The sequence below is a fragment of the Flavobacterium niveum genome, assembly GCF_055231775.1.
Genome location: NZ_JBUYSX010000001.1, coordinates 470,278 through 493,880 on the forward strand (window position 1 = coordinate 470,278; position 23,603 = coordinate 493,880).

Annotated in this window: 24 protein-coding genes; 8 read left to right on the forward strand and 16 right to left on the reverse strand. The window is 42.1% G+C overall.

The genetic code is table 11. The features are described 5' to 3' along the window. Positions 1 to 51 precede the first annotated feature (51 nt). From ACZIX4_RS02080 to ACZIX4_RS02115, 8 genes are all read right to left on the reverse strand, one after another. Complete coding sequence (locus ACZIX4_RS02080; RefSeq protein ID WP_463333955.1) at positions 52 to 867, reverse strand: SDR family oxidoreductase; 816 nt, start codon at positions 865 to 867, stop codon at positions 52 to 54. 170 nt (positions 868 to 1,037) lie between these two features. Next, the gene (locus tag ACZIX4_RS02085) at positions 1,038 to 1,856 is read right to left on the reverse strand and encodes an SDR family NAD(P)-dependent oxidoreductase (protein WP_463333956.1); all 819 of its coding nucleotides are present in this window, start codon (positions 1,854 to 1,856) and stop codon (positions 1,038 to 1,040) included. A 148-nt stretch (positions 1,857 to 2,004) separates the two neighbouring features. Beyond that, entirely contained in the window at positions 2,005 to 2,901 is an 897-nt protein-coding gene (locus tag ACZIX4_RS02090) for a helix-turn-helix domain-containing protein (RefSeq protein ID WP_054407618.1), read from the reverse strand. Beyond that, on the reverse strand, positions 2,888 to 3,739 hold the full coding sequence (locus ACZIX4_RS02095) for an alpha/beta fold hydrolase (protein WP_054407617.1): 852 nt from the start codon (positions 3,737 to 3,739) through the stop codon (positions 2,888 to 2,890). The genes ACZIX4_RS02090 and ACZIX4_RS02095 overlap by 14 nt, the downstream gene beginning before the upstream one ends. 106 nt (positions 3,740 to 3,845) lie before the next feature. After that, positions 3,846 to 4,682, reverse strand: coding sequence for an alpha/beta fold hydrolase (locus ACZIX4_RS02100; protein WP_463333957.1), 837 nt, complete (start codon positions 4,680 to 4,682; stop codon positions 3,846 to 3,848). A 35-nt stretch (positions 4,683 to 4,717) separates the two neighbouring features. Then, on the reverse strand, positions 4,718 to 5,455 hold the full coding sequence (locus ACZIX4_RS02105; RefSeq protein WP_463333958.1) for a hypothetical protein: 738 nt from the start codon (positions 5,453 to 5,455) through the stop codon (positions 4,718 to 4,720). A 47-nt stretch (positions 5,456 to 5,502) separates the two neighbouring features. Further along, a complete protein-coding gene (locus ACZIX4_RS02110; RefSeq protein ID WP_463333959.1) occupies positions 5,503 to 6,327 on the reverse strand; it encodes an oxidoreductase in 825 nt (274 codons plus the stop codon). Between the two features lie 103 nt (positions 6,328 to 6,430). After that, positions 6,431 to 7,627: an MFS transporter gene (locus ACZIX4_RS02115; protein WP_054407613.1), complete on the reverse strand. Its 1,197-nt coding sequence runs from the start codon at positions 7,625 to 7,627 to the stop codon at positions 6,431 to 6,433. Between the two features lie 208 nt (positions 7,628 to 7,835). Between ACZIX4_RS02115 and ACZIX4_RS02120 the strand changes: the two genes are divergently transcribed. Continuing rightward, positions 7,836 to 8,750, forward strand: coding sequence for a helix-turn-helix domain-containing protein (locus tag ACZIX4_RS02120; RefSeq protein ID WP_082344203.1), 915 nt, complete (start codon positions 7,836 to 7,838; stop codon positions 8,748 to 8,750). Between the two features lie 77 nt (positions 8,751 to 8,827). Here ACZIX4_RS02120 and ACZIX4_RS02125 read toward each other — a convergent pair whose 3' ends face one another. The 4 genes from ACZIX4_RS02125 to ACZIX4_RS02140 all read right to left on the reverse strand — a co-directional run bounded on the left by ACZIX4_RS02125 (position 8,828) and on the right by ACZIX4_RS02140 (position 12,063). Further along, entirely contained in the window at positions 8,828 to 9,871 is a 1,044-nt protein-coding gene (locus ACZIX4_RS02125; protein WP_173571678.1) for an alpha/beta hydrolase, read from the reverse strand. Between the two features lie 27 nt (positions 9,872 to 9,898). Then, positions 9,899 to 10,438 carry a carboxymuconolactone decarboxylase family protein gene (locus tag ACZIX4_RS02130; protein WP_054407612.1) on the reverse strand — a complete coding sequence of 180 codons (540 nt, stop codon included), beginning with the start codon at positions 10,436 to 10,438 and terminating at the stop codon, positions 9,899 to 9,901. 133 nt (positions 10,439 to 10,571) lie between these two features. Continuing rightward, positions 10,572 to 11,135, reverse strand: coding sequence for a DUF417 family protein (locus ACZIX4_RS02135; RefSeq protein ID WP_463333960.1), 564 nt, complete (start codon positions 11,133 to 11,135; stop codon positions 10,572 to 10,574). Positions 11,136 to 11,205: 70 nt separating this feature from the next. Next, the gene (locus ACZIX4_RS02140; RefSeq protein WP_463333961.1) at positions 11,206 to 12,063 is read right to left on the reverse strand and encodes a helix-turn-helix domain-containing protein; all 858 of its coding nucleotides are present in this window, start codon (positions 12,061 to 12,063) and stop codon (positions 11,206 to 11,208) included. 185 nt (positions 12,064 to 12,248) lie between these two features. Between ACZIX4_RS02140 and ACZIX4_RS02145 the strand changes: the two genes are divergently transcribed. The 7 genes from ACZIX4_RS02145 (at position 12,249) to ACZIX4_RS02175 (ending at position 19,558) form a co-directional block, all read left to right on the forward strand. Continuing rightward, the gene (locus tag ACZIX4_RS02145; RefSeq protein ID WP_463333962.1) at positions 12,249 to 13,055 is read left to right on the forward strand and encodes a helix-turn-helix domain-containing protein; all 807 of its coding nucleotides are present in this window, start codon (positions 12,249 to 12,251) and stop codon (positions 13,053 to 13,055) included. Positions 13,056 to 13,149: 94 nt separating this feature from the next. Further along, the gene (locus ACZIX4_RS02150; RefSeq protein ID WP_463333963.1) at positions 13,150 to 14,007 is read left to right on the forward strand and encodes an MBL fold metallo-hydrolase; all 858 of its coding nucleotides are present in this window, start codon (positions 13,150 to 13,152) and stop codon (positions 14,005 to 14,007) included. A gap of 206 nt (positions 14,008 to 14,213) precedes the next feature. Continuing rightward, on the forward strand, positions 14,214 to 14,783 hold the full coding sequence (locus tag ACZIX4_RS02155; protein WP_054407608.1) for a YbhB/YbcL family Raf kinase inhibitor-like protein: 570 nt from the start codon (positions 14,214 to 14,216) through the stop codon (positions 14,781 to 14,783). Between the two features lie 153 nt (positions 14,784 to 14,936). Beyond that, the gene (locus ACZIX4_RS02160; protein ID WP_463333964.1) at positions 14,937 to 16,076 is read left to right on the forward strand and encodes an L-dopachrome tautomerase-related protein; all 1,140 of its coding nucleotides are present in this window, start codon (positions 14,937 to 14,939) and stop codon (positions 16,074 to 16,076) included. Positions 16,077 to 16,080: 4 nt separating this feature from the next. Further along, positions 16,081 to 17,574 (forward strand): L-dopachrome tautomerase-related protein, encoded by a 1,494-nt coding sequence (locus ACZIX4_RS02165; RefSeq protein WP_082344202.1) that lies wholly within the window; start codon positions 16,081 to 16,083, stop codon positions 17,572 to 17,574. A 36-nt stretch (positions 17,575 to 17,610) separates the two neighbouring features. After that, positions 17,611 to 18,549, forward strand: coding sequence for an NADP-dependent oxidoreductase (locus ACZIX4_RS02170; protein ID WP_054407606.1), 939 nt, complete (start codon positions 17,611 to 17,613; stop codon positions 18,547 to 18,549). Positions 18,550 to 18,715: 166 nt separating this feature from the next. Continuing rightward, complete coding sequence (locus ACZIX4_RS02175) at positions 18,716 to 19,558, forward strand: AraC family transcriptional regulator (protein ID WP_054410214.1); 843 nt, start codon at positions 18,716 to 18,718, stop codon at positions 19,556 to 19,558. A 152-nt stretch (positions 19,559 to 19,710) separates the two neighbouring features. Here ACZIX4_RS02175 and ACZIX4_RS02180 read toward each other — a convergent pair whose 3' ends face one another. The 4 genes from ACZIX4_RS02180 to ACZIX4_RS02195 form a co-directional block, all read right to left on the reverse strand. After that, positions 19,711 to 20,451, reverse strand: a complete 741-nt coding sequence (locus ACZIX4_RS02180) for a LytR/AlgR family response regulator transcription factor (protein WP_463333965.1) — start codon at positions 20,449 to 20,451, stop codon at positions 19,711 to 19,713. Between the two features lie 105 nt (positions 20,452 to 20,556). After that, positions 20,557 to 21,588, reverse strand: coding sequence for a sensor histidine kinase (locus ACZIX4_RS02185; protein ID WP_463333966.1), 1,032 nt, complete (start codon positions 21,586 to 21,588; stop codon positions 20,557 to 20,559). Continuing rightward, on the reverse strand, positions 21,581 to 22,798 hold the full coding sequence (locus tag ACZIX4_RS02190) for an ABC transporter permease (protein WP_463333967.1): 1,218 nt from the start codon (positions 22,796 to 22,798) through the stop codon (positions 21,581 to 21,583). Before ACZIX4_RS02190 ends, ACZIX4_RS02185 begins: the two co-directional genes overlap by 8 nt. Positions 22,799 to 22,816: 18 nt before the next feature. Continuing rightward, the gene (locus tag ACZIX4_RS02195; RefSeq protein ID WP_463333968.1) at positions 22,817 to 23,563 is read right to left on the reverse strand and encodes an ABC transporter ATP-binding protein; all 747 of its coding nucleotides are present in this window, start codon (positions 23,561 to 23,563) and stop codon (positions 22,817 to 22,819) included. Positions 23,564 to 23,603 lie beyond the last annotated feature (40 nt).

The window sequence follows — 23,603 nt, forward strand, 5'->3', positions numbered from 1 at the left end:
AAATTCTATGAAAATTCCCCTAGGCGTATCAGCTAGCTTTGGGGAACATACTTAGTTAATAAAGAAGTCCCTGATGTTTTTTATGTAAGAAGCTTCATCATTTTTCAATTTCAGATTGATGTAAAACTCACCATCTGCTCCAATAGCATAACGTAATTTATTGCTTTCGTCTATTGCCGCATTATAAATTGTATTTGCAACCTCTTCGGGAGTTGCTTTAATCAGGTCTTTTGTAGGTTCGGCATAACGGCTAAAAAAGTCAGCCATTATGGGGTTGTATGCTGCTATTTCATTTTTAATCAGATCAAGTCCGTTGCGGAAATTAGTGTGTACACCACCAGGCTCAATAATTTTTACCAATATGTTAAATTTAGCCAGTTCATGTGATAACGCTTCAGAAAAACCCTCAACAGCAAACTTAGAACTATTATAGAGGCTCCCAAAGGGTAAACCTACCACACCACCAAACGATGATATGTTTATAATGACCCCCTTGCCGTTTTCACGGAGGTGAGGTAAAACGGCCTGAGTAACCTGCATAAGCCCAAACACATTTACTTCAAACTGTTTTTGAATTTGTTCTTTTGTTGCAGATTCAAAAACTCCCATCAGGCCATAACCTGCATTGTTTACTAAAACATCAATTTTACCAAATTTTTCAATTCCGCTGTCAATAGAATTTTTTATAGATTGCTCATCCTGAACATCAAGTTTTGTTAGTAATACATTTTTAAGATTATTTAAATCTTCTTCTTTTTCCGGACTACGCATTGTAGCAATTACATTCCACCCTTTTTCATGGAATGATTTTGCGGTTTCTTTGCCAAATCCAGACGAAGCCCCTGTTATAAAAACTGTTTTTTGCATCTCTCTAAAATTTAAATGTTTATGGCACAAAGTTCAGTGTATTCTATATGAAGGATTTATACATTTCAAGAAATCATTTATACATTTCTCTAATGTTTTACCATTAGCTGTAAACTAAAAAACGATTTGTACAGAATTAGTACAAATCGTTTTTATAAGTTGTTAGAAAATTAACCGTGTGCGGCAACTGCAACATCTTCCCATGATTCCCATGTGGCAAGTTTTTCGGCATATACACGTTTAGTTTTAGTATAGCCCAGTTTGCCAAGAAACAGGCGTAGCGGCGGCTCACTACTGTCTATCAGCTTAAGGATAGCCGGTACTGTAGCCTCTGGTTTGCCATAATCTTCAGGTAGCAGTCCTTCGGTATTACCTAATCCTGCCTTAATATCATTGTAAGCATCTATTGCTGTGCTTTGTACGGCAGATGTTCCTCCAAAATCGGTAGTGTATCCGTTTGGTTCTATTAGCGTAACATTAATACCAAATTCTTTAACCTCGCTGGCAAGTGCCTCACTTAAGCCTTCAACTGCAAATTTTGTAGCGTTGTAAATACCCAGGGTAGGCAGCGTCCAAACCCCAAGTACGCTTGACAGCTGAATAATATGCCCGCTTTTCTGCGCACGGAATATAGGCAACGCGGCTTGTGTTACCCAAAGCGTACCAAAAACATTCGCTTCAAAAATATCTTTAGTTTCCTGTTCCCCGGCTTCTTCTATCGCTCCAAATAAGCCATAACCAGCATTGTTTATAACCACGTCCAGGCTGCCAAAATGCCTATGAGCGTTGTTTACGGCTTCGGTTACCGCCTTTTTATCGGTAATATCTAACTGAATGGGCAAAAATTGTGTTGGGTACTGTTCAGTCAGGTCCTTATAGGCGGCTATGGTTCTTGAGGTTGCGGCTACGTTGTCGCCCCGTTTTAAAAGGGCTTCTACCCAAAGTTTTCCAAACCCTCTTGATGCCCCTGTAATAAAAATTGTTTTCATGATAATATATTTTTAATTTGTGATTTATATATGCAAATCTATTGCGGTTAAATGCGGTAGAATTGTCTGTTTGTAGGAAGAAATAGCACAGATTTACGTATCCTGTTTTTAATTATGATAAGGTTTATCCGTTCATAAACCTGTAAGGTTATGCCAGTCCCATTTTACTTTTTTTAAACTCAAGAGGGTTTAGTCCTACCTGTTTTTTAAACAGGCGGGTAAAGTAAGAACTGTTTTCAAAGCCCAGTAAATAAGCTATTTCGCTCACATTATTACCACTTGCCAAAAGCATGTTCTTAGCCATGGTTACCAAATGAATATGTATATGCTCTATAGCGGTTTTCCCTGTTTCCTGTTTTAGCAGGTCGCTCAGGTAGCGCGATGATATGTTTAACCCTTTTGCGAGCAGGTTCACCGATGGCAAACCCTGCTCTTTAGGTAAATCGCTGTCCATATACTTTTTAAGGGCGTCATTAAATTTTGTAATTGTTTTGCCCGAAAGATTGGTACGGTTTATAAACTGCCTTTTAAAAAAGCGCTGGGCATACGTAAGCATCGAGTCAATATGGCTCAGTATAATTTCCCTGCTGTACTCATCGGTATTGTTATAATATTCCCGTTTAATTTTTTCATACAGGCTTAGTACAGTTTCTTCTTCGGTGGGCGACAGATGCAGCGCTTCATTAACCTCATATTCAAAATACCCATACTTCTGTATGCTGCTGTGCAGTTCGTGGCCGTTTAAATAATCTTCGTGAATAAGCAGCATAAAGCCGTCTTCCTCCAGTTCTAGGTTTTTCATTTCTATAATCTGGCGCGGTTTTACAAACATCATTGCGCCATTACTGTGGTCATAACTTGTACGGCCATAAAGTATAACGCCCGACTTCAGCTTTTTAAAGCCTATCATATAACAGTCGGCTGTAAACTCCCGGTCTCCCAGCGGGCAGTCAGACTGGCAGCCTACAATACCCAGTAATGGGTTTTCCGGTGGCGGCCAGCCGTTGTCCCGGTGCATTTCACTAAGTGTTTTATAGTGTTTCATTTTTAGTGTTCAAAAATAAATTTATGTAACCCGCTGTTAGCACAGGCTCCTGATGCTGTGGGCCGTGGCCTGCATCGTTCAATATAATATGTTGTGCAGATGGCGCGTTGCGAAGCAGCGGAAACCAGTTTTCTACGGCAAAGCTTATATCGTGGTCACCAGAGATTATAAGCACCGGATTCTGTAGTGTTTTATATTGCCCGCGGAAGCCGTCTTTGTCTTCTTTTATCATGGCCGATCCGCCAAAATAGCGCTGAAACTGCTCTTGTGTTGCAGGTATTTTGTTCCTGTCAAGGCGCTCGGCAATGCGATTGTGAGAAGCTTTTGCCGCGGCTTTGCTTTGTTCAGATTCAGGCTCAAAAAACAGTACATATTCATCCTCAAGGTCGTTAACCGGTTTAAGGGCACGTTCAAAGAAGCTCTTTTCAAAAGGCACTTCGTTATTGCCTACCGGATTAGTACCTATAAGTATGGCTTTTGATATTCTTTGTTTGTTAAGAAACAATGCCGCCTGTGCAACCAGACCTCCATAAGACCAACCCGCCACATTATATGTGTCTATTTTCAGGTAATCCATAAGTTTAATGCCCGTACCTGCTACCTCATAAATATCGGTAGGCAATGTACCTTCAGAGTCGCCCACACCGGGATAGTCAAAAAGTACTATGGTGTTTTTCTCTGCCAGGGTATCAAGAAAAAGTGGGTCCCAGGTGTCAAGTATACCGCGGAAGCGATTGTAAAAAAGCAGGTATTCCCCTTGCCCGAAAACACGGTATGCTATTTTATTACCATTGATTTCAGTAAATTTTGTTTCAGTTTTTGATGGAGATGTTTTCATGATTTTCATAGTTTAATTATCTGATGTAAAATTACTTACTATCTGCCCAGCATGATAATACGCTTTAACGGGATGATAGCACAAATTTACGTTTGGGTTTAAGCGCTTAGTAGTTCAGGAAATAGTTTGCCTGGTTTACAAATACTTCCGGATACTGGTAAAAAGAGCCGTGTGCCGAATCAGGATAATAATTTAGCAGCGCATTGGGCAAGGCTTTAAACAATTGGTATGAATTGTCAGAGTCCATCATTTCATCTTTACTGCCCTGTACTATTAATATCGGGTGCTGTATGGTTTTAAGGTCTATAGTTACCGGGTCAGATCCCCAGCGGGTGATAGCAGTCATTTGTGCCAATACACTTTCCTGTACCGTTTCGCGGTCGCGGTCTTCTGTCCTGGTAAATAGCCTTTGCAGGGTTTCTTTACCTTTGGCACGGCTTGCCTCAGTAGCGGTGAAGAAAATATATAAAAAGCGTTCAGCCGGGTCTTTTTGCATGGCTTTGTATATAAGTCCAGGAAAACGTTCTAAAACCTTTACTCCCTGTGGTGCTGCACCTATAATTATGATTTTTCGTATCAGGTCAGCATACTTATCCGCCAAATATTGTGCAATGAACCCGCCAAGCGAAAACCCAAGTACATCAATTTTAGTTATGCCCAGTGCTTTCAAAAAGTCTGCGGCATCGTGTGCCATATCGGCTACGTTATCAGGTGTCTCTCCGGTGCTATTTCCTACGCCTGCATTGTCAAAAATCAGTATCTCGCGTTCCTGTGCCAGGCCATCAAGAATTATGGGGTCCCAATTATCTAGCGTACCTGTAAAGTGCTGGAAACCTACGAGGGGAATATCAGACGGTTTGCCAAACCTTCGGTAGGCGTAGTTAGTGCCATTTACATTTATGTATTGTGTGGGTGCCGATATTGCATTTATTAGAGTGCTCATCTTGTTTATTGTTTTAATGTGTTGGTAATGATTTATTATTCGAAGCTTACATCAAGTATGTCTATAGACACCAGTACAGGGTCAGTCTGGTAGCTGTTGTCGGCATCGTTAAGGATGTAGATGTTTCTTTTGGTACCGGTTTTTACACCCTGAAATTCTTTATAATCTTCTATTATTTGCGTTGCAGATGAGCCACCCAAAACTACCGGCCAATAGTCATGGCGCTTTAGCAGGCCGTTTTCATCAAAATAAAATACCTGGCGTTTGCTGTGTGTGGCAAAACCATCGGGGTATATAACCTCAAGCCTACTAAGGGTTTCACCCTTTTCATTCCACGGCTCCAGCTCGTTGATTTCTACGCCCAGTACAAGAAAGTTAAAAGGCGCGGTAGCATAATTCCATGTGGCATAGCTCGAAAAGTATACCAGTTGCGCCCTTGTCCATGGGGTTTCTACGGTATGGCCTTTAAATGATTCGCGAGGGTTTATAAGCTCTTCGAGTACTTTACCGTTTTCATCAAGCAGTTGTACTTTTCCTGGTTCAAATGTAGAGGTATACCCCGGTTGAAAAAGGTTTTTCCAGCTGCTCTTCTGTTCGGTTAATGAGCCGGTAAATGCTACATCTACATCGGCAAGGGCGCCGTCGTGCCCTTTTATGGGCCATACCACACCACCTATATTGGTGTGTATTTTTAATGTTTTATAGTTGGCTGCGTTGGCGCCTCCGTGTGCGGCAATAACTTTGTTTACTAATTGTTGGGTTGAAGTTGTCATGATTGAATATTTTTTAATGTTGATATAATGGTTTAGATGGTAACAGATTAATGTCCGTGGGCGGCTATGCTTACTTCTTTCCAAGCCTCTATGTTGTTTAGCCTTTCGGTATACACCTGTTTTACTACGTTATAGGCTATACGCCCAAACAGCAGCCTTTGCGGCGGGTTTGCATTATCTGCAAGGTCAAGCACTATGCTTACCGTGGCTTCGGGCTTGCCCCAGGTATCAGGATTTTCGCCGGTGGTAGCAAATGCCTCGCGAACCGGATTATAATCTGTAATACCGTTATCGGTTTGGTTTGCCGATGCCCCGGCCCAGTCTGTAGCATAACCGTTAGGCTCTATAAGTGTAACCTTAATGCCCAGGTGTGCTACTTCGGTAGCTATAGTTTCGCTAAGCCCTTCCACTGCAAATTTTGATGCGTTATACAGGCCCAACATGGGCAGCGTGGTAAGCCCTAAAAAGCTTGAAACCTGAATAATATGGCCGCTTTTTTGAGCCCTCATTACCGGCAGTACCGCCTGTGTTACCCACAGCAGGCCAAAGAAGTTAGTTTCCATTTGCGCCCTGGCCTGTTCTTCAGTAGTTTCTTCAACGGTACCAAACAAGCCATATCCTGCATTGTTTATAAGTACATCTATGCGGCCAAAATGATTTACAATATTGGCTACAGCCTCATTTACACTTTCGCGTTTTGTAACATCAAGTTTTACAGGCAAAATGTTATTGCCATGCGTTGCCACAAGATCGGCAAGGTCTGCCGTATTGCGTGCGGTAGCGGCTACTTTGTCGCCGCGTTTTAAAAAGGCTTCTGCCCATAGTTTTCCAAATCCTCTTGATGCTCCGGTAATAAAAATTGTTTTAGACATGATTATAAGTTTTTATGGTTATTGTTTTTTGATATAGCAAAGTTAGTGTCGTGACTAAAGGCGGAATGGTTCATTTGTAGGGAGTAATAGCACAAAACAACGTTTAGGCTATCCTGGCTTTTACATAGTGCTTAAAAGCAACTATTACCATTAGCAAAAGCGCTACAATGCCAAGGTTTACAGCCGATAGGGCGTGAACTGATTTAATACTCAGGGTATTTATGAGCCCATAGCCCACTACAGAGCTAATTACATAAATACTGCCTCCCGTAAGGCCACTGGCTGTACCGGCATTGTGCGTAAAACGCTGTAGGCTGTAAGCGTACACATTATTAAATATAAAACCCGACATAAGGTGTATGGGTACGGTAAAGCCTATTAATACCCAAATGCTTGTTGCAGATATAGATGTAAGCAACATGGCTACGGCAACTATAAGCTGTATTGCAATTGCGGTATTGAGTTTTGTAAACAGAGGTTTGTTTAACAACGATTTGCTTATAATGCCACCACTCATGAGTGATACACCCGATAGTAGCGAACTGTACCCGGTTTCAACCGATGAGTAGCCGTAAACCTTTTCAATAATAAAGGGACTTACCATGCCATAGATTACAAGCAGCGAATAAGTAAACCCTATAATAAGAAGGCCGAGGCTAAAATCGGGTGTGGAGAGCATTGTTTTATAAACCTTTGATATGTTTACCCAATTAAACGGCTGGAAGTTTTTTAACGATTCTCCTGTATACTTCAGCTCAAAAAACAGCACTATAGCGGTTAAAATGCCAAGCAGGTAAAAGTTAGATTCCCACCCAAATAATTGCTGAAGATAGCCTCCTATAAATGGTGCCACTATGGGCGCGGTTGCCCATACTATAGAAAAAAGGCTGGTGTAGTTTTTTAGTGCATGCCCGGTGTACATGTCTACAAAAAAGGCACGCTTGCCCACTATTATAAGCGATACGGTTATGCCCTGTATTACACGCATAGCATAAATCAGGTATATGTTTGGCACCATGGCGATAATAAAACTTGATAAGGAAAACAGTACAAGTGCAACAATATTAATTTTATACCTGCCAAAGCTGTCAAGAATACTGCCTATGAACAACTGGCTTAAGCCGGAACTGATCATAAAAATCAGTAAGGATAATTGTACCGACTCAACCGAAACACTGAGCTGTTGTGCCATTGCAGGGAGAGATGGTATATAAATATCTGTTGTAAGGCCACCCAGCGGAATAAGTATAAATGCCAAGAGGCTGCTGATGCGAAGAAACTTGAGGTTTTGACTTTTCATGATTACAGGAATTAGTTTCGCTTATTTAATACATCAAAATTAGTATTAGCCCTGCCAGAAAAATGGTTCATTTGTAGGTAAGAATGGCACAAAACAACGTCGCTGGTAAAATCAGGATATTTTATACTAACAGTTGCGATTCACAGGAATTTGTGTTAATTTTCGTAATCTATAAACACAAACCCTACCATCTATAAAACCACCTATTATGGAAAAAATAGCCCACTACAAAAGCATTACTGAGCTGCATGAAAAAAGTGGTTTTGAACCGCCCTTGCACCCGCATATAAGTATGATGACCTGTAAAGAACTTATGACCTACTCTGTAGGGCAGTCAAGGTTTACGGGCGATTTTTATATGATAGCTCTAAAGAAGATTATGGATGGTTATATGCTTTACGGCAAAACCAAATATGATAACGACAACGGCTCTATGGTATTTGTAAAACCAAGGCAGATTATAGAGGTAAGCAATGTAAAGTTTGCTGAAAAAGGCTTTGTGCTGTTTTTTCATGAAGACTACCTGTCTGGCCACCACCTGCATGACCTGATTAAAAAGTATGGTTATTTTGAGTATGAAATTAATGAAGCGTTACACCTCTCGCCACAGGAAGAAACTGTAATATGGGACTTATACTATAAAACCCGAGCCGAATATGAAAACAACGAAGACGAACTTAGCCGTGATATTATACTAAGCCATATAGATTCGATACTTAAATATTCTGACCGTTATTATAAAAGGCAGTTTATTAACCGCAGTACCAATGTATCGGGCACTACGTTAAAAAAGTTTCAGGATTTACTGGGAAGCTATTTTGAAACCATGCTGCACCAAAGTAAAGGCTTGCCCACGGTAAACTACCTGGCTGATAAGCTAAGCATATCGCCCCGGTACCTGAGCGACGTACTAAAACAGGAAACCGGTAAAACCGCGCTCGACCACATACACATCTACCTTATAAAAGAGGCCAAAAACCTGCTCCTGAGCAGTGATAATAACGTGGCGCAAATAGCTTATGATCTGGGTTTTGAAACCCCTTCTTATTTTACAAGGCTGTTTAAAAAAGTGGTAGGCCACACACCGGTGCAGTACAAACAGCAATATGGAGCGCAGGTTTAACCATAGTCTGTATATAAAACAAAAAGATAAGCTGTTTTGGCTTATCTTTTTTGTTTAACGCAGTTGCTTAACACTACTTATTTTAGCGTGTTTTTTATTACCGTAGCTGCCTGTAGCACAGCTGTTTTTACTGCCGGTACACTCGCTATAGGGTTTAGCAGGCCATAGTCGTGTATAAGACCGCTGTAGCGTGTAAGCGTCACAGGTACACCTGCCTGGTCAAGCTTGCGTGCATAGGCTTCGCCTTCGTCGCGCAATACATCATTTTCTGCGGTTTGTACCAGTGCCGGTGGCAGGCCTTTAAGCTGATCTAAGCTTGCCTGTAGTGGCGATGCATATATTTCTTTTCTTTTGGCTGCATCAGGCAGGTAGCTGTCCCAAAACCATTTCATCATGTTTTTAGTAAGGAATCTTCCGTTTGCGTAAGCATTGTAGGATGTTGTTTCAAAGTTAGCATCGGTTACGGGCCATAGCAGTACCTGTAGCTTTATTTCAGGGCCTTTTTTGTCTTTCGCCATTAGGGCAATTACTGCCGACATATTACCACCTACGCTATTACCCACCACGGCAAGGTTTTTACCGTCAACTCCTATCTCTTTACCGTTTTTAGCAACCCATTCTGTTGCTGCATATATTTCGTTTATAGCGGTAGGGTACTTAGCCTCGGGCGACGGGCTGTAGTCAGGGAATACGGCTACGGCACCGCTTTCTACCACAAGGTCGCGCACCAGCCTGCGGTGTGTAGGGTAATCGCCCAGTACCCAGCCACCACCGTGTATAAAAATAAACACCGGTGCATTGGGCTTAGCTCCTTTAGGTTTGGTAATGTGTATTTTTACCTTATAACCGTTTTGGGTAATTACCCTTTCAGACTCTTCAATGCCTGAATAATCAACCTCCACTGATTTTTGAGCACCTATCAGTATCTGTCGTGCCTCAGCCGGAGTCATTTGCTCCATAGGTTTACCACCACCTGAGTTAAGCGCTTTTAAGAAAGATTGTACTTCTTTAAAAACCTCAGGATCGTTTTCGCCTTTATATGGCCTTTCCTGTGCCATCAGCACATTTGCGGTTAGCAATACAATTGCCAGTACCACGTGTTTTAAATTTAAAGCTTTCATGGTTAAAATTTTATTGTGTTGTTTTAATTAGTTAAGTGCGGGTGCAGCGGGAAAGTCTACAGGGATTTCGGTTTGGGCATACACATAGTTTGTAAAGGTGCGCACGGTAATTATACCTATAAGGTCTATAAGGGCAGCTTCGGTGTAACCTGCGGCAAAAAATGCATCTTTAACGTCGGCATTGGCAGCGCCTTTATTTTCGGCTATAGATTTGGCAAGTTGCAGCGCGGTTTCAAATTTAGCATCAGAAGAAAAACCTTTACGCATGGCTATAACTTCATCGGCTTTAAAACCTTTAAGTCCGGCAAGCATGGTGTGGGCAGCCAAACAGTAGTCGCAGCTGTTAACCTGAGAAACCACAAGGTTAATACCCTCACGCTCTTTAGCGGTAAAGGCACTGTGGCTAAATGCCTCTTCAAACTCCAGTATACCTTTAAGCGCGTTTGCCGAATAGCCTATGGTAGCATAGAGGTTGGGCACTTTTCCCATTTTTTTAGAAATGGCTTCAAATAGTTGTTGCGATTGTTCGCTTACCTGTTCTTTTGCAGGAACGTTAATTGCTTTCATGATTATTAATTTTTTAATGTTATTGATTGTTTCAATTTGATAAGGCAAAGTTATGATGCCTGTTTGCCACAGGATGCTTCATTTTTCGGGAAGAATAGCACAGAATTACGTAGCTGTAATTTTGTGCAAAACGTTATGCTTTATTTCTTTTCAGGTAAAGCTGTGCCGACTGGCTCATGGTAATAAGCGCACCGCCCAGTATTACAAGGTCTTTAACAACCAGCCTGCCACGCCCGGACAGGAATGGGAAACCATAATCAGTATCGCCCAGGTTAGGTACCCAGCTTTCGGGTGTGGTAATAAGAAATGAGAGTGTACCCAGCGTCATTAAAAACACCAGCAGGCTGCCCACCATACTCCATAGCGGTGCAACTTTGTGCAGGGCAACAAGAACGCCCACGCCAATTAAAAAGATGCCAAGCCCTTTAGAAAAACCATAGGTATTGTTTTCAATATGCCACTCATGGTTTTCGGCTATAAATTCGCCTTCTTTATTCTGGTGGGTTTTATAATCTTCAGGGTGATTATAAAAGAAGCTCATAAAAGGGCTGTTTGCCACAAAGGGCACTATACCATCGGCCTCGTAGGTAAAAAACTTAAGGCTGCCTATCCATATAAAAACTACTACTATGGCAAAACGGGTTGCGTTTTTGGCAAGGGATTCTAAATGGGCTATTTGTTGAATTAATCGTTTCATAATGTAATTTGTTATTGTTGAAACAAAGTTACACCGGGCATAAACCCTGAAACATGGACAAAAAAGGATATTACCTGTACAAATCTGCCACTATAGATATGCCTGTTTTATCTCTAAAGGTTTGGGGAGACTCATTAGTATGTTTTTTAAAAACGCGGCTAAAGTAAAACTCATCCTGAAAGTTAAGGGCGTAGGCTATTTCCTTAATGCTTTTTCGGGTAAGGTGCAATTGTTTTTTTGCTTCAACAATAAGGCGCTCTGTAATAAGTTGCGAAGGTGTTTTTTTAAAGTACTTTGTACATCGCTTAGTAAGTGTGTTAGGTGCCATGATAAGTAAATCGGCATAATCGGCAGGTTTGCGCAGGGTAAGGAAATGGGCTTCCAGTAGCTCTTTAAAGCGTTCCATTTCGTCATCGCGCTGGCTTATGTGGGCGGTACTGTCCAGCTCCCTGTTTTTTACGCGGCTCGATTTTGCCAGAAACAGTTGCAGTAACGATTTTAAAACAATATCCGAAGGTGTGGTCATTGTAAACTCTTCGGTTATCTGCTCCATAAGCTGGTTAAAACCCTTATGGTCGGCATCGCTAAGTTGTAGAGAAGGCTCTATATATATGTTGTTAAACAACAGGCCGTTGCACGCCACTTCCTCACGGTGGTATTCCATACAATAAAAATCACCATGAAACTGTAGTACGGTATATTGAGCGGCAATTATCTCTTCTATATATATTAGTTGCATGGGTGTGGCAAAGAACAACATTGGTCCATTGAATGGAAATGCGCCAAAATCTGAATAGAATGTGCCCTGTCCCGCGTTTACAAAAATTATACTGTATTCGCTGAACCGTATTGGTGTACCCAAAATATTTTCGCCTGCATTGTACAGGCTTATTAGCTTGGTTCCCGTTCCAGATGTTAACTGCCCCATAAGTGTGTTTGGTTTGTTGCATAATGCAAGCACAAATTTAGTTTCCTTTTCAATAAGTTGAGAATAAAGAATACAATTATGTCTGGATGTAAATTGGCCTTTTTTACAAAGTTGTTTTTGGCCTTTTTAGCAAAGTAACCAAGCTGTAATCTGCTTACCTTTGTATAAGCAATTAAGTTTTAACTATGATTAAGCAAGATACATTTACCCCGGTTAGTTTTGCATGCCATGCTTCAGACTGGAAAGATGGCGAAGAGTTTGTTGCGCTGCACAGCTTGGGCCTTGTGGTTTCCGGCCAAATGGAACTGGACTACGGCACTACCAAAAACGTGCTTACAGCAGGCGATCTGTTCTTTATAAAAAAGAACCAACTACTAAAATTTAAAAAGCTTAATGGTTCTGAAACCGATTTTAAAACTATTACTCTCTTTTTTGATGATAATACGCTGCTTGACTTAGCTTCAGAATTTGGCTATAAAACAGCGGGGACTGCGGGAAAGCCGGAAATGAAAAGCCTGGGAAATTATGAAACCATAAAAGTTTTTATGGAATCGCTTTTGGCTTACGAAGGTTTCCTTGAAAATGATATAAAGTTGTCGCAACTAAAACAGAAGGAGGCATTATTACTGCTCATGCAAAATGCGGCTACATGGCAGGATGTGCTGTTTGATTTCACCCAGCCTGTAAAAGCCGACCTGAGCCCGTTTATGGAACAAAACTTTTTGTTTAATGTGCCTTTAGAACGTTTTGCCTACCTCACCGGGCGAAGCCTTACATCTTTTAAGAGAGATTTTAAGGCACTATATAATGAACCGCCCGCCCGTTGGATACTTAAAAAACGCCTTGCCAGTGCTTATGAGCTGATTGTAAGCCAGCACAAAACGTCGGTAGAAATATATCTTGACCTCGGCTTTCAGGATTTATCGCACTTTTCTTATGTGTTTAAAAAACAGTATGGCATATCGCCCTCTATGATCGCTAAGCACAACTAAACACCACATATTTTAATTTGATACATTTTAAATAGCTATAGACAAAAATCTATGGACAGGATAACTATTTTATAAACTCAATATATTTTATTTAATGATGGATACAGCTCTTAAACTTTTACCGGGCATACTACAATGGAAAATTGGTACAAAAAAAGTAACCGTAATAAACGATAGCTATTTTACTGCCGGTGAACCCTACTTAACGCATGCACCTGCCGATGGACTTGGACATTTTTTACACGAAGCTTTCAGGTCCGAAGTACCTACACTAACAACAAATGTATTTCTTATAGAAGGTGCAGGGCATGCGCCAATACTTATAGATACGGGCATGGGTAACAAACTTGCCCCAGATATGGAAGGCCGCCTTTTGGAAGCACTGCAGTTCATAGGCATACAACCCGAACAAATAGGCTCGGTACTGTTAACGCACCTGCACGGCGACCATTTTTATGGACTTATAACACGCGATGGAATAAAGAATTTTCCTAATGCTAAAATATGGGTATCTGATGTGGAAGAAGATTATTGGTTGAAAACCGTTCACACCCAGCCGCATGATATACAAAATGCCGAAGATATAAAAGCCGCGCTACAGCCTTACCAAAGGATTAATACCTCGGGTTCTGAGATTTTAGAAAGCATAACCACGGTACCGCTACCCGGGCATACACCGGGCCATACTGGGTTTTTGTTAGAATCTGATGGTGAAAAACTGCTGTTTTGTGGTGATATTTTTACCATACCGACCATTCAGGCTGCCATGCCCGAAGTGGGCTTTGCTACCGATGTTGATTATGCCCAGGCAGCGCAAACAAGAAAAACACTGTTGGAAAAAGCAACTGCCGAAAGGCTACTGCTTGCCGGCCCGCACTTTGAATTTCCCAGCCTTAGTTATGTAAAAAAACTGGGCAATGGCTATCAGTTAGTGCCTAAGCAATGGCTGTAACACGCAGCAATACTGAATAGTTAAACTATAATCCTGTCCACAATCCTTCTGGGCAGGATTTGTTTTATGGGGCAGGTAAATAAACCTGTTTTTATACCTGCCTAACCCAGAAACGTACCATAAACACCACCCTCTTGCTACCGAACTTTGCATTGTAAGGTTAACGTACCTGCAATAACAATTTTAAAACATTAATTATTAGTACCATGAAAACTATTTCATCTGTAAAAAACATTTTTTTAGGCACGCTGTTATTAGCAGCAGTTGTGCTACAGGCGCAAACATCTCCTAAAACATTTACCCTTAAAAGCGCTACGCTGGGCGGGCAGCTAACTAACGATTTTTATTATAACGACTGGGGTGTAAAAGGCGGCAACATTTCGCCCGACCTGAGCTGGGATAACGCCCCCGACGGCACCCAGGCATTTGCCATAACCATGTATGATGCCGAAGCCCCAACAGGTAGCGGCTGGTGGCACTGGGTGCTGTTTAACCTGCCTAAAGATACAAAAGCGCTAAAGGCCGGTGCAGCCAGTACACACCCAGAACTATTACCTGCCGGCAGTATATCGTCTTTAAACGACTTTAAGCAGTATGGCTACGGTGGCCCGGTTCCTATACCCGGCAGCGGCTACCACCCGTATGTAATTACGGTATATGCCCTTAAATCTAAACTTAACCTGGACAAAGATGCAAACCCCGCGCTGGTGGGCTTTAATCTTAGTGCTAATGTTATAGCAAAGGCATCTATAATAGCATATGTTTATGTGCCTTAATGTGGGTTTAATACACCGCCCGGATACGGGCGGTCACCCTTTTTTAAAAACAAGAAACGTGATTTTGTACTATTAAATCCTAAAAACGTACTAGACTAACGGCATACCCCAAAACTAACTTTGTAACATCAAAATACATAAACCCACAGTATCATGAAAAAATATATTATAGGATCTGCACTTGCCATAGCAGCTTTGCTTTTGGCCTGCGGTAACAAAGAAAAAACAAATGAAACGGCACAACCGGCTGCTACTGATACTATTCAGGAAACGCCTGTAGCCCAGCTTGAGGAGGTGTTTGCAGACAGTACCTATCAACTTACCGGCGTGGCAGTATCGCCGGACGGCAGGGTGTTTACTAACTATCCGTACTGGCTTGATAAACACAGCTATTCGGTTGTTGAAGTAAAAGACGGCAAACCGGTGCCTTACCCGGATGCCAACTGGAACAGCTTTAAAAAAGGCGACAACGGCGACAACAAATTTGTTTGTGTACAGGCAGTGGTGGCCGATGAAAAAGGCTACCTATGGGTGGTAGACGCGGCGGGTATAGGACTTGGCCCGGTATACCAGAAAAGTAACAAGGTCATTAAAATAAAACTTGCTGACAACAGTATAGAGCGCATATACAAATTCCCCGAAAGCGTAGCCGGAAAAGACAGCTACATAAACGACATAAGGATAGACAACACAAACGGTTTTGCATACATGACCAGTTCTTCTAACGGTGGTATTGTAGTGCTTAATACTAAAACGGGTGATTCACGCTTTGTACTGCACGATTCGCCATCGGTACTGTCTGACCCGGCCTATCATTTTACTTTCAACGGAAAAGAATTTGCCAAGGCAGACGGCAGTATACCTAAAATAAATTCAGATGGTATAGCGCTTTCGCCCGATAAAGCATGGCTGTACTATAAACCCCTTACCGATGATAAGTTGTACCGCGTAAACACCACGTTATTGAGAGATTTTACTACTCCACTTAAAACCATTAACGATAAAGTAGAAGACCTGGGGCATTTTATAACTACCGATGGTATGGAGTTCGATAAAGACGGTAACCTCTACCTGGGCGACCTTGAGAAAAGCAGTATTGTAAAAATAACACCCGACCTTAAAATGCATACGCTGATTACCGATACAGATAAACTGATTTGGCCGGACAGCTATAGCATTTCTAACGATGGCTACTTGTATATATCTATATCGCAAATACAGCTTATGCCGTGGTTTAACAACAACGTAAACAAAACCGAAAAACCGTATAAAATTTTAAGGTTAAAACTGTAATGCCATGGCAAAGAATTTAATAACAGCCATAGCCCTTGCTATTGCATGGGTAGGGCAGGCGCAGCAGGTACAGCACTTTTCGTTTAAAAGCCTCCCCGTAAAACAGGTAAATGAGTTACTGACTCGCGGCACTATTTCGGGCGAATCAGGCACCATAGGTTATTTTACCTATAAAAAAGGCGCAGTGGTACCCGTACACCAGCATATAAACGAGCAATATTCGGTCATAACACAAGGCAGTGTTAAGGTTTTGGTTGAAGGAAAGGAAGTAATTGTAAAAGCAGGCGAAGGTATCATCATTCCAGCTAATGTGCCACACAGTTTTATAGCTCTGGAAGATAATACTATAGACATCGATTTTTTTACTCCTGCCCGTATGGACTGGATTGCCGGAACCGATAATTATTTTACCAAGACAGATACAAAAGCAACCGTGTCTGCCAAATGGAACGGCAAAGTAACCACACCTGAAGTTTATGCAACGGTAGAAAATGCCGTAGGTAACATAGCCTACACATCACAGGGTGATCTGGTTTACAGCAACCACCCATTTTTTAACCCTGATATAAGAGTTGTGAAATATGATGCAAAGGCCAAGACAAGCAGCCCATTTCCTAACCTGGAATGGAATACCCCACGGGATACTGACGACCATTACCTGAGTAATGTATTGGGCATCCGCAACGATGCTAATGGTATTATCTGGATGCTCGATATGGGGCAGCGCAATGCCATAACTCCTAAAATTGTAGGTTGGAACACGCGAACCGATAAGCTTGAAAGAATTTATTACCTGCCACAAACGGCAGTTGCTACTACATCGCAGCCTAATGATATGGTGGTAGATACCAAACACGGTGTGTTTATTATTGCAGATGAAGGCATAGGCAACGGCGGCGACGGCAACAAAGCAGCCCTTATTGTGGTTGATATGAAAACCGGAGCCACACGCAGGCTTCTGGAAGGCACCCGCACCACTTTGCCGGAAAATACCCCCACAGTTATTAATGGAAAACCGTTAGCCATAAACGGTAAAAACCTTTTGGTAGGTGCCGATGGTATTACTGCCGATGCAGGGTTTGAATGGCTGTATTATGCACCTCTAAATGGTAGCAAGATTTACCGTGTAAAAATTGATGATATTTTAAACGAAACCTTTTTGCAAGCGGAGTTAGACAAGCGCGTTGAAACCTATTCAGCTAAGCCAAACAATGGCGGACTAAGTATTGATGCTGAGGGTAATATTTATCTCACAGCACTTGAAACAAATAGTATAGATGTAGTATTGGCTAAAGACCGCAGTGTGCACAGATTTGTAATTGATAATAACATGCTGTGGCCTGATGGCGTAAGCTACAACGCTGCCGATGGTTACATGTATGTATCGGCAGCGCAGGTGCACCTGGGCGAAGTGTTTAACAATGGCCAAAACAAAGCAACGGCGCCGTTTTATATTTTCAGGTTTAAGCCACTTGTAGCAGGCGTGCCATTTAGGTAATCAAATAAAAAAATCAACATTAAAATACATAACAACATGAAAGCTATTATTATAAACGAACCGGGTGATACTAAAAAACTGGTTCATACAGAACTTCCTACACCATCTATAAACGAAGACCAAGTGCTGGTACAGGTTAAAGCCATAAGTATAAACCCCGTAGACGTAAAAAGCCGTGCCGGCAAGGGTGTTTTTGGCAGGCTTAAAGAAGAACTTCCACTTATACTGGGCTGGGACATCAGCGGCGTGGTAGTCCAGGCAGGCAGTAATTCAGGATTCAAAAAAAGCGATGAAGTTTTTGGTATGGTAAACTTTCCCGGTCATGGTAAAGCTTATGCCGAATATGTTGCCGCACCCGCTGCACACCTGGCACTTAAACCAGCCAACATTAGCCATGAAGAAGCCGCGGCAGCTACGCTCGCAGCACTTACCGCTTACCAGGCTATAGTACACAACGCTAAGGTGCGGCCGGGGCAAAATGTACTGGCTCACGCTGCATCGGGTGGTGTGGGGCACTATGCCGTACAGATAGCGAAACACCTGGGTGCTAATGTTACGGGTACCTCATCGACTAAGAATAAAGATTTCGTGCTGAGTCTTGGCGCTGATGCCCATATTGATTATCACGGCTACAACTGGGCAGAAAGCCCATACAGTTTTGATTTTGTTTTTGATACCGTAGGCGGCGATAACATAGACAATTCACTTGAAGTGGCTAAAAGCGGCGGTACGGTCATCAGTATCCCAACAGGGCTTAACGAAGCTGTAACCGAAAAAGCGAAAGCGAAAGGCGTAAACGGTTACTTTTTTATGGTTAGTTCTAACGGCGATGATATGAAAGTAATTGCAGACTGGCTGGCAAAAGGGTATATAAAATCGCACGTATCTGAAACCTTTGCTTTTGCAGATATGGATAAAGCACATCTGCATGTAGAAAGCGGTCGTACCGTAGGTAAAGTAGTAGTAACGCTATAATACTGCTAAAGCAACACAACGGCACATCTGCGGCTGCCTTATGGCGATCGCAGATTGTGTATTTATAATTCTCAAAATCCGGGTCATTATGCAAATGTATTATTCTGTAAAAAGCGGGAAAGTTTTATATTTGTTTACCCCTTCCTGTTATCTAAAAGAAACCAATATGCATATAGAAAATTCATTGCAACCCTTTGACATTGAAAAAGAAACCCTAACGGAGTGGACACGCCGTCCGCACCGCCATAATTTCTTTGAATTGGTTTTTATACAGGAGGGCAACGGCAACCAGTGCATCAATGGCAGTATACTGCCCTACAGTGGGCAGAGCATTTTTTTGCTGCCTCCTTACGACTGCCATTCGTTTGAGATAGACAAGCCCACAACGTTTGTGTTTATTAAATTCAATGCCCTGTTTTTTAAGGAAGACAAGCGCACCATGATGGATTACAGCCAGTGGTTTAGTAATCTACACTATATACTGAGTACCTATAACCGCACGCCCGGGGATGTCATTCATTCTGATGCCGATAAGGCAGTAATGATTAGCCTTATAAACAGTATGCAGCTTGAAAGGCAGCAAGCTAATTTTTCGGAGTCTATACTCCGCACAAACATGGTGGCAATGCTCAATATACTGCTCAGGAATTTCGAAAACAGTTTCTTTGAAAAACATAAAGACAAAGACAACCAAACACGTGATGTGTTACAGTATATACAATTTAACCTATTTGATAATAATAAGCTTAAGTCCGATGTTATTGCGGGCGAGTTTAACCTTTCGCCAAATTATGTAAGTGAATATTTTAAAAAGAAAACGGGTGAGAGCCTTAAAGAATATATACTGAAATCACGTGTAAATGTGGCGCAAAGCCGTATGGAATATTCTGGGCAGAGCCTTAAGGAAATTGCCTATGACCTTGGATTTACTGATGCCAGCCATATGACGAAGGTCATTAAAAAATATTATGATGATGCGGGGACCAGTTGTAGTAGTTTTGCAGGATAATATTAATGATAAGTCCCTGAAATATATTTTTAGGGTAAAGTTAATGTAGACAAACGCTCCAAATCCTCTTTAAAATAGTTCGACATTTGTTCGGGTAACGCTACTAAAATCCGAAAGAATTTTCTTTCGGATTTTTTATTTTATAAAATTTTTTAATTGATTGAATTTGAGCGTATATACTCCTGAAATTTATCACGGTACTGGTCAGCTACGGTAATACGCTGCTTATTTATTATCACCTGATTACGCTCTATGACTTCCACTTTGTTAAGTGCAATGATAAAAGACCTGTGTATGCGCATAAACTTACTGGCGGGAAGGTCGGCTTCCAGCGATTTAAGGCTCATAAGGGTGAGTATGGGTTTGGGTTCCCCCTCTATCCAAATTTTTATGTAGTCTTTTAACCCCTCAAAATACAGCACCTCATCAAGCATTATTTTTAGCTGGCGGTATTCTGATTTTACAAAAATAAACGGTTTTTCAGTCGGGGCAGAGGCTTCGGGTGTTACAATAACAGTTTCCTGTTTTTGCAGCAGCTCAAACCATTCTTTTGCACGAAGCGCTGCGTTATAAAACTGGTCGAAGCCAAAAGGTTTCATCAGGTAGTCCAGCGCACGTGCCTTAAAACCTTCAAGTGCATATTCGTTAAAGGCGGTCGTAAAAATAATGCGTGTATGCTGTGGCAGCGTTTTAGACAGCTCAAGGCCGGTAAGCTCAGGCATTTGTATATCCAGGAATACAAGGTCTATCGGCTGTTCATTTACAGCCTGTAGTGCCTCAAAAGCATTATGGCATTTGCGTACCAGCTTTAAAAAAGGGGTTTTGGCCACATAGCTTTCAAGAAGCGCAAGTGCCATAGGCTCATCATCTACTATAATGCATGTTATAAGCATACTTAAGTTGTCATAATTTATAAGTTACAAGATACTACTTTTTTAAAGCCTGTAAAACCCGTAGCCATCTGTAAGATGTACTGCGGGTTACAAACCAACCAATTATTAATCAACTTTTAAAGTAAGTGCTGCAACAAACTCATTGTTTTCTATACCTGTTGTAAATGTATATACCTCAGGATAAATAAGCTCCAGGCGTTTTTGTATGTTTTTTAGGCCTATGCCGCTACCGCTACGATCCGTTTGGTTTTTAGGATAATTGCCGTTACGGGTTTCAAAATACAGTTCATTGCCTGTGTATTTAAGCGTTACCTTTATATGGTTTTTCTGCGTGGCCGAAATACCGTGCTTAAAGGCATTTTCTATAAGCGGTATCAGTAGCAGTGGGGCTATCTGTGCATTGGCAGATATTCCCTCAAAATCTGTTTCCACTACCGTATTTGCCGATGTACGCAACTGCATAAGTTCAATATACTTCCGCAAAAAATCTACTTCTTTGGCAAGGCTTACCTTTTCAGTATTCGATTCATACAACAAATAACGCATTAAGGTGCTTAGTGCCAAAATGGTAACTTTTGCCTTTTCGGGAGAAATATCCACCAATGCATAAATGTTGTTCAGTGAGTTAAAGAAAAAGTGCGGCTGGAGCTGGTATTTAAGATGCTCAAGCTCCGATAGCAACCGCGCATTTTCACTTTCTTTTTTCTCTGCTTCGGTCTTTAGCCAACGCTCAAAAACGCTTGCTGCCACGGCTATGGCCCACGGAATCAGGAATGATATACTGTCAAAATAAATAAAGAAAATTACCGGTGGCTTTTCCCTTGGGCCGTTATCGTCCGGTACAAACAGGTATTCCCTCGCCCACATCCTTACGGCTACAAACAGGGCAATCAGCAGGATGTTAATGACAAAGTAGGCCAACCTTTTCTTGCGGAACAACAACCTGTCTGTAAGCAATAGGTAATTACTATAAAATAACAGGGCTGAAAGTACCAGTGGCAACAACAGGCGCTCTGCAAAAAGTGATATGTTGAAGTTTTGAGATGAAGCCAACAGGTACGGCAGGCAGAATAATGCCATCCACACCAGTGCATGGAGGAGTACCCTTACGAACCTGTTTTTTATAAGTTTATTCATAGCGCAAAGCGGTTATGGGGTCTAAGGCTGCGGCATTTTTTGCCGGGTACCACCCAAAGAAAATGCCTGTTACGGCACACACGGCAAACGACAGCACCAGCGAATAGAACGTAATGCTTACCGGCCACCCAATGAGTGATATTACAAATGTAGTACCTAATCCTAAAAGTACGCCAATAATACCCCCCGTTACGCTTATAATTACTGCTTCGGTTAAAAATTGCAGCAATATATCGCCGCCGCGGCCACCCACAGCCATCCGCAGACCTATTTCGCGGGTACGTTCCTTAACCGATACGTACATAATGTTCATAATGCCTATTCCGCCTATAAGCAGCGATATACCTGCTATGGCTACCAGCAATACCGTTAACATTTCGCTGGTAGAACTAAGGGTTGTAATAAGCTCCTGTTGGGAGAACACGTTAAAATCATCATCAGCGCCATCGGCAATTTTGTGATTGGCACGCAGTAATGCAGAAACTTCTTCCACTGCTTTCTCGGCAGTTTCTTCACTGGTAGAGGAAGTTACTACAGATTGCAGGTAGGTAACGGCAAGTATCCTTTTTTGTACCGATGTGTAAGGGGCAAGTATTACGTCGTCCTGGTCTTGGCCAAAGGTGTTTTCGCCCTTTTCTGATAGAACGCCTATAACCTTAAATGGTATGCTATTGAAGCGGATGGTTTTGCCAATAGGGCTCTGGCCGTCAGGGAAAAGGTTCTCTGCTACGGTTTGGCCTATTACCGCTACTTTAGCTGATGATTTTACATCCTGGTCAGTAAACATGGTGCCTTCCTTCACTTCCATAACACGTACCTTAAGGTATTCCGGGGCCACACCGTAAATAGTAGTAGGCCAGTTGTTAGAGCCGTTTATGGACTGCCCGCTGCTGTTTACCATAGGCGATGTATTCTCAGTATATTTCGATTCGTTCTTTATGGTTTCATAATCGTTCATGGTAAGGGTCTGCATGCTGGCGGGATCCTGCCTTACGCCACCCATCATACCGGCGCCCGGGCGTATGGTAATCATGTTTGACCCCATACTTGATATTTGCGACTTTATGCTTTGCTTAGAGCCTTCTCCTATAGCCAGCATGGCAATAACCGAGGCAACGCCTATAATAATGCCCAGCATGGTAAGGAACGCCCTCATTTTATTCAGCTTAAGGGCCTTAAAGGCTATCTTTAAAAGATTGGAAAGATTCATGGTCAATCGTTTTTGTATTTATTCATGCTTATCAACCGGAAGGGCGGCCAGCGCTGCCGCTGCATTTTGCCTGTTGGTTATGAGGTCGTCTTTTATAAGGTTACCGTCCTTAAGCACAATGGTGCGGCTGCTGAAGGTGGCTATATCGGGCTCGTGGGTTACAAAACCTATGGTTTTGCCTTCGCTGTTCAGTTTCTGGAAAAGCGCCATAATTTCATAAGACGTACGGGTGTCAAGGTTACCTGTGGCTTCGTCTGCCAGTATAATAACCGGGTCGTTTACCAGTGAACGCGCTATGGCTACACGCTGCTGCTGCCCACCCGAGAGTTGGCTCGGAGTATGGTGCAGACGTCCTGATAATCCTACCAGGTCCAGCGCATGGAGGGCGCGCTCCCGTCGTTCTTTGGCAGAGACCTCACTGTTGTATAGTAATGGCAACTCTACGTTTTCTATGGCTGTAGTACGCGGCAATAAGTTATACGCCTGGAATATAAAGCCTATTTTTCGGTTACGGATGCGTGCCAGCTCGTTACGGCTAAGGTCTTTTACGGCAATGCCGTCTATTTCATACAATCCCGATGAAGGCTGGTCCAGGCAGCCGAGTATATTCAGCATGGTGCTTTTACCCGAACCGCTGCTGCCCATTATGGTTACAAACTCGCCTTCCTGTATGGCGAAGTTCACCCCTTTTAGTGCACGTACCGTTTCACCGCCCATAGTAAATTCGCGCTTAAGGTCTTGTATATTAATGATTGTTTTGCTCATGATAGAATGTTTTTAGGATAAACCGTTTTTTTAGGCAGCC

Excerpts from the sequence above, each read along its gene's own strand:
- ACZIX4_RS02080 (WP_463333955.1), bottom strand. The coding sequence starts at position 867 with ATGCAAAAAACAGTTTTTATAACAGGGGCTTCGTCTGGATTTGGCAAA.
- ACZIX4_RS02085 (WP_463333956.1), bottom strand. The coding sequence starts at position 1,856 with ATGAAAACAATTTTTATTACAGGGGCATCAAGAGGGTTTGGAAAACTT.
- ACZIX4_RS02090 (WP_054407618.1), bottom strand. The coding sequence starts at position 2,901 with ATGAAACACTATAAAACACTTAGTGAAATGCACCGGGACAACGGCTGG.
- ACZIX4_RS02095 (WP_054407617.1), bottom strand. The coding sequence starts at position 3,739 with ATGAAAACATCTCCATCAAAAACTGAAACAAAATTTACTGAAATCAAT.
- ACZIX4_RS02100 (WP_463333957.1), bottom strand. The coding sequence starts at position 4,682 with ATGAGCACTCTAATAAATGCAATATCGGCACCCACACAATACATAAAT.
- ACZIX4_RS02105 (WP_463333958.1), bottom strand. The coding sequence starts at position 5,455 with ATGACAACTTCAACCCAACAATTAGTAAACAAAGTTATTGCCGCACAC.
- ACZIX4_RS02110 (WP_463333959.1), bottom strand. The coding sequence starts at position 6,327 with ATGTCTAAAACAATTTTTATTACCGGAGCATCAAGAGGATTTGGAAAA.
- ACZIX4_RS02115 (WP_054407613.1), bottom strand. The coding sequence starts at position 7,627 with ATGAAAAGTCAAAACCTCAAGTTTCTTCGCATCAGCAGCCTCTTGGCA.
- ACZIX4_RS02120 (WP_082344203.1), top strand. The coding sequence starts at position 7,836 with ATGGAAAAAATAGCCCACTACAAAAGCATTACTGAGCTGCATGAAAAA.
- ACZIX4_RS02125 (WP_173571678.1), bottom strand. The coding sequence starts at position 9,871 with ATGAAAGCTTTAAATTTAAAACACGTGGTACTGGCAATTGTATTGCTA.
- ACZIX4_RS02130 (WP_054407612.1), bottom strand. The coding sequence starts at position 10,438 with ATGAAAGCAATTAACGTTCCTGCAAAAGAACAGGTAAGCGAACAATCG.
- ACZIX4_RS02135 (WP_463333960.1), bottom strand. The coding sequence starts at position 11,135 with ATGAAACGATTAATTCAACAAATAGCCCATTTAGAATCCCTTGCCAAA.
- ACZIX4_RS02140 (WP_463333961.1), bottom strand. The coding sequence starts at position 12,063 with ATGGGGCAGTTAACATCTGGAACGGGAACCAAGCTAATAAGCCTGTAC.
- ACZIX4_RS02145 (WP_463333962.1), top strand. The coding sequence starts at position 12,249 with ATGATTAAGCAAGATACATTTACCCCGGTTAGTTTTGCATGCCATGCT.
- ACZIX4_RS02150 (WP_463333963.1), top strand. The coding sequence starts at position 13,150 with ATGATGGATACAGCTCTTAAACTTTTACCGGGCATACTACAATGGAAA.
- ACZIX4_RS02155 (WP_054407608.1), top strand. The coding sequence starts at position 14,214 with ATGAAAACTATTTCATCTGTAAAAAACATTTTTTTAGGCACGCTGTTA.
- ACZIX4_RS02160 (WP_463333964.1), top strand. The coding sequence starts at position 14,937 with ATGAAAAAATATATTATAGGATCTGCACTTGCCATAGCAGCTTTGCTT.
- ACZIX4_RS02165 (WP_082344202.1), top strand. The coding sequence starts at position 16,081 with ATGGCAAAGAATTTAATAACAGCCATAGCCCTTGCTATTGCATGGGTA.
- ACZIX4_RS02170 (WP_054407606.1), top strand. The coding sequence starts at position 17,611 with ATGAAAGCTATTATTATAAACGAACCGGGTGATACTAAAAAACTGGTT.
- ACZIX4_RS02175 (WP_054410214.1), top strand. The coding sequence starts at position 18,716 with ATGCATATAGAAAATTCATTGCAACCCTTTGACATTGAAAAAGAAACC.
- ACZIX4_RS02180 (WP_463333965.1), bottom strand. The coding sequence starts at position 20,451 with ATGCTTATAACATGCATTATAGTAGATGATGAGCCTATGGCACTTGCG.
- ACZIX4_RS02185 (WP_463333966.1), bottom strand. The coding sequence starts at position 21,588 with ATGAATAAACTTATAAAAAACAGGTTCGTAAGGGTACTCCTCCATGCA.
- ACZIX4_RS02190 (WP_463333967.1), bottom strand. The coding sequence starts at position 22,798 with ATGAATCTTTCCAATCTTTTAAAGATAGCCTTTAAGGCCCTTAAGCTG.
- ACZIX4_RS02195 (WP_463333968.1), bottom strand. The coding sequence starts at position 23,563 with ATGAGCAAAACAATCATTAATATACAAGACCTTAAGCGCGAATTTACT.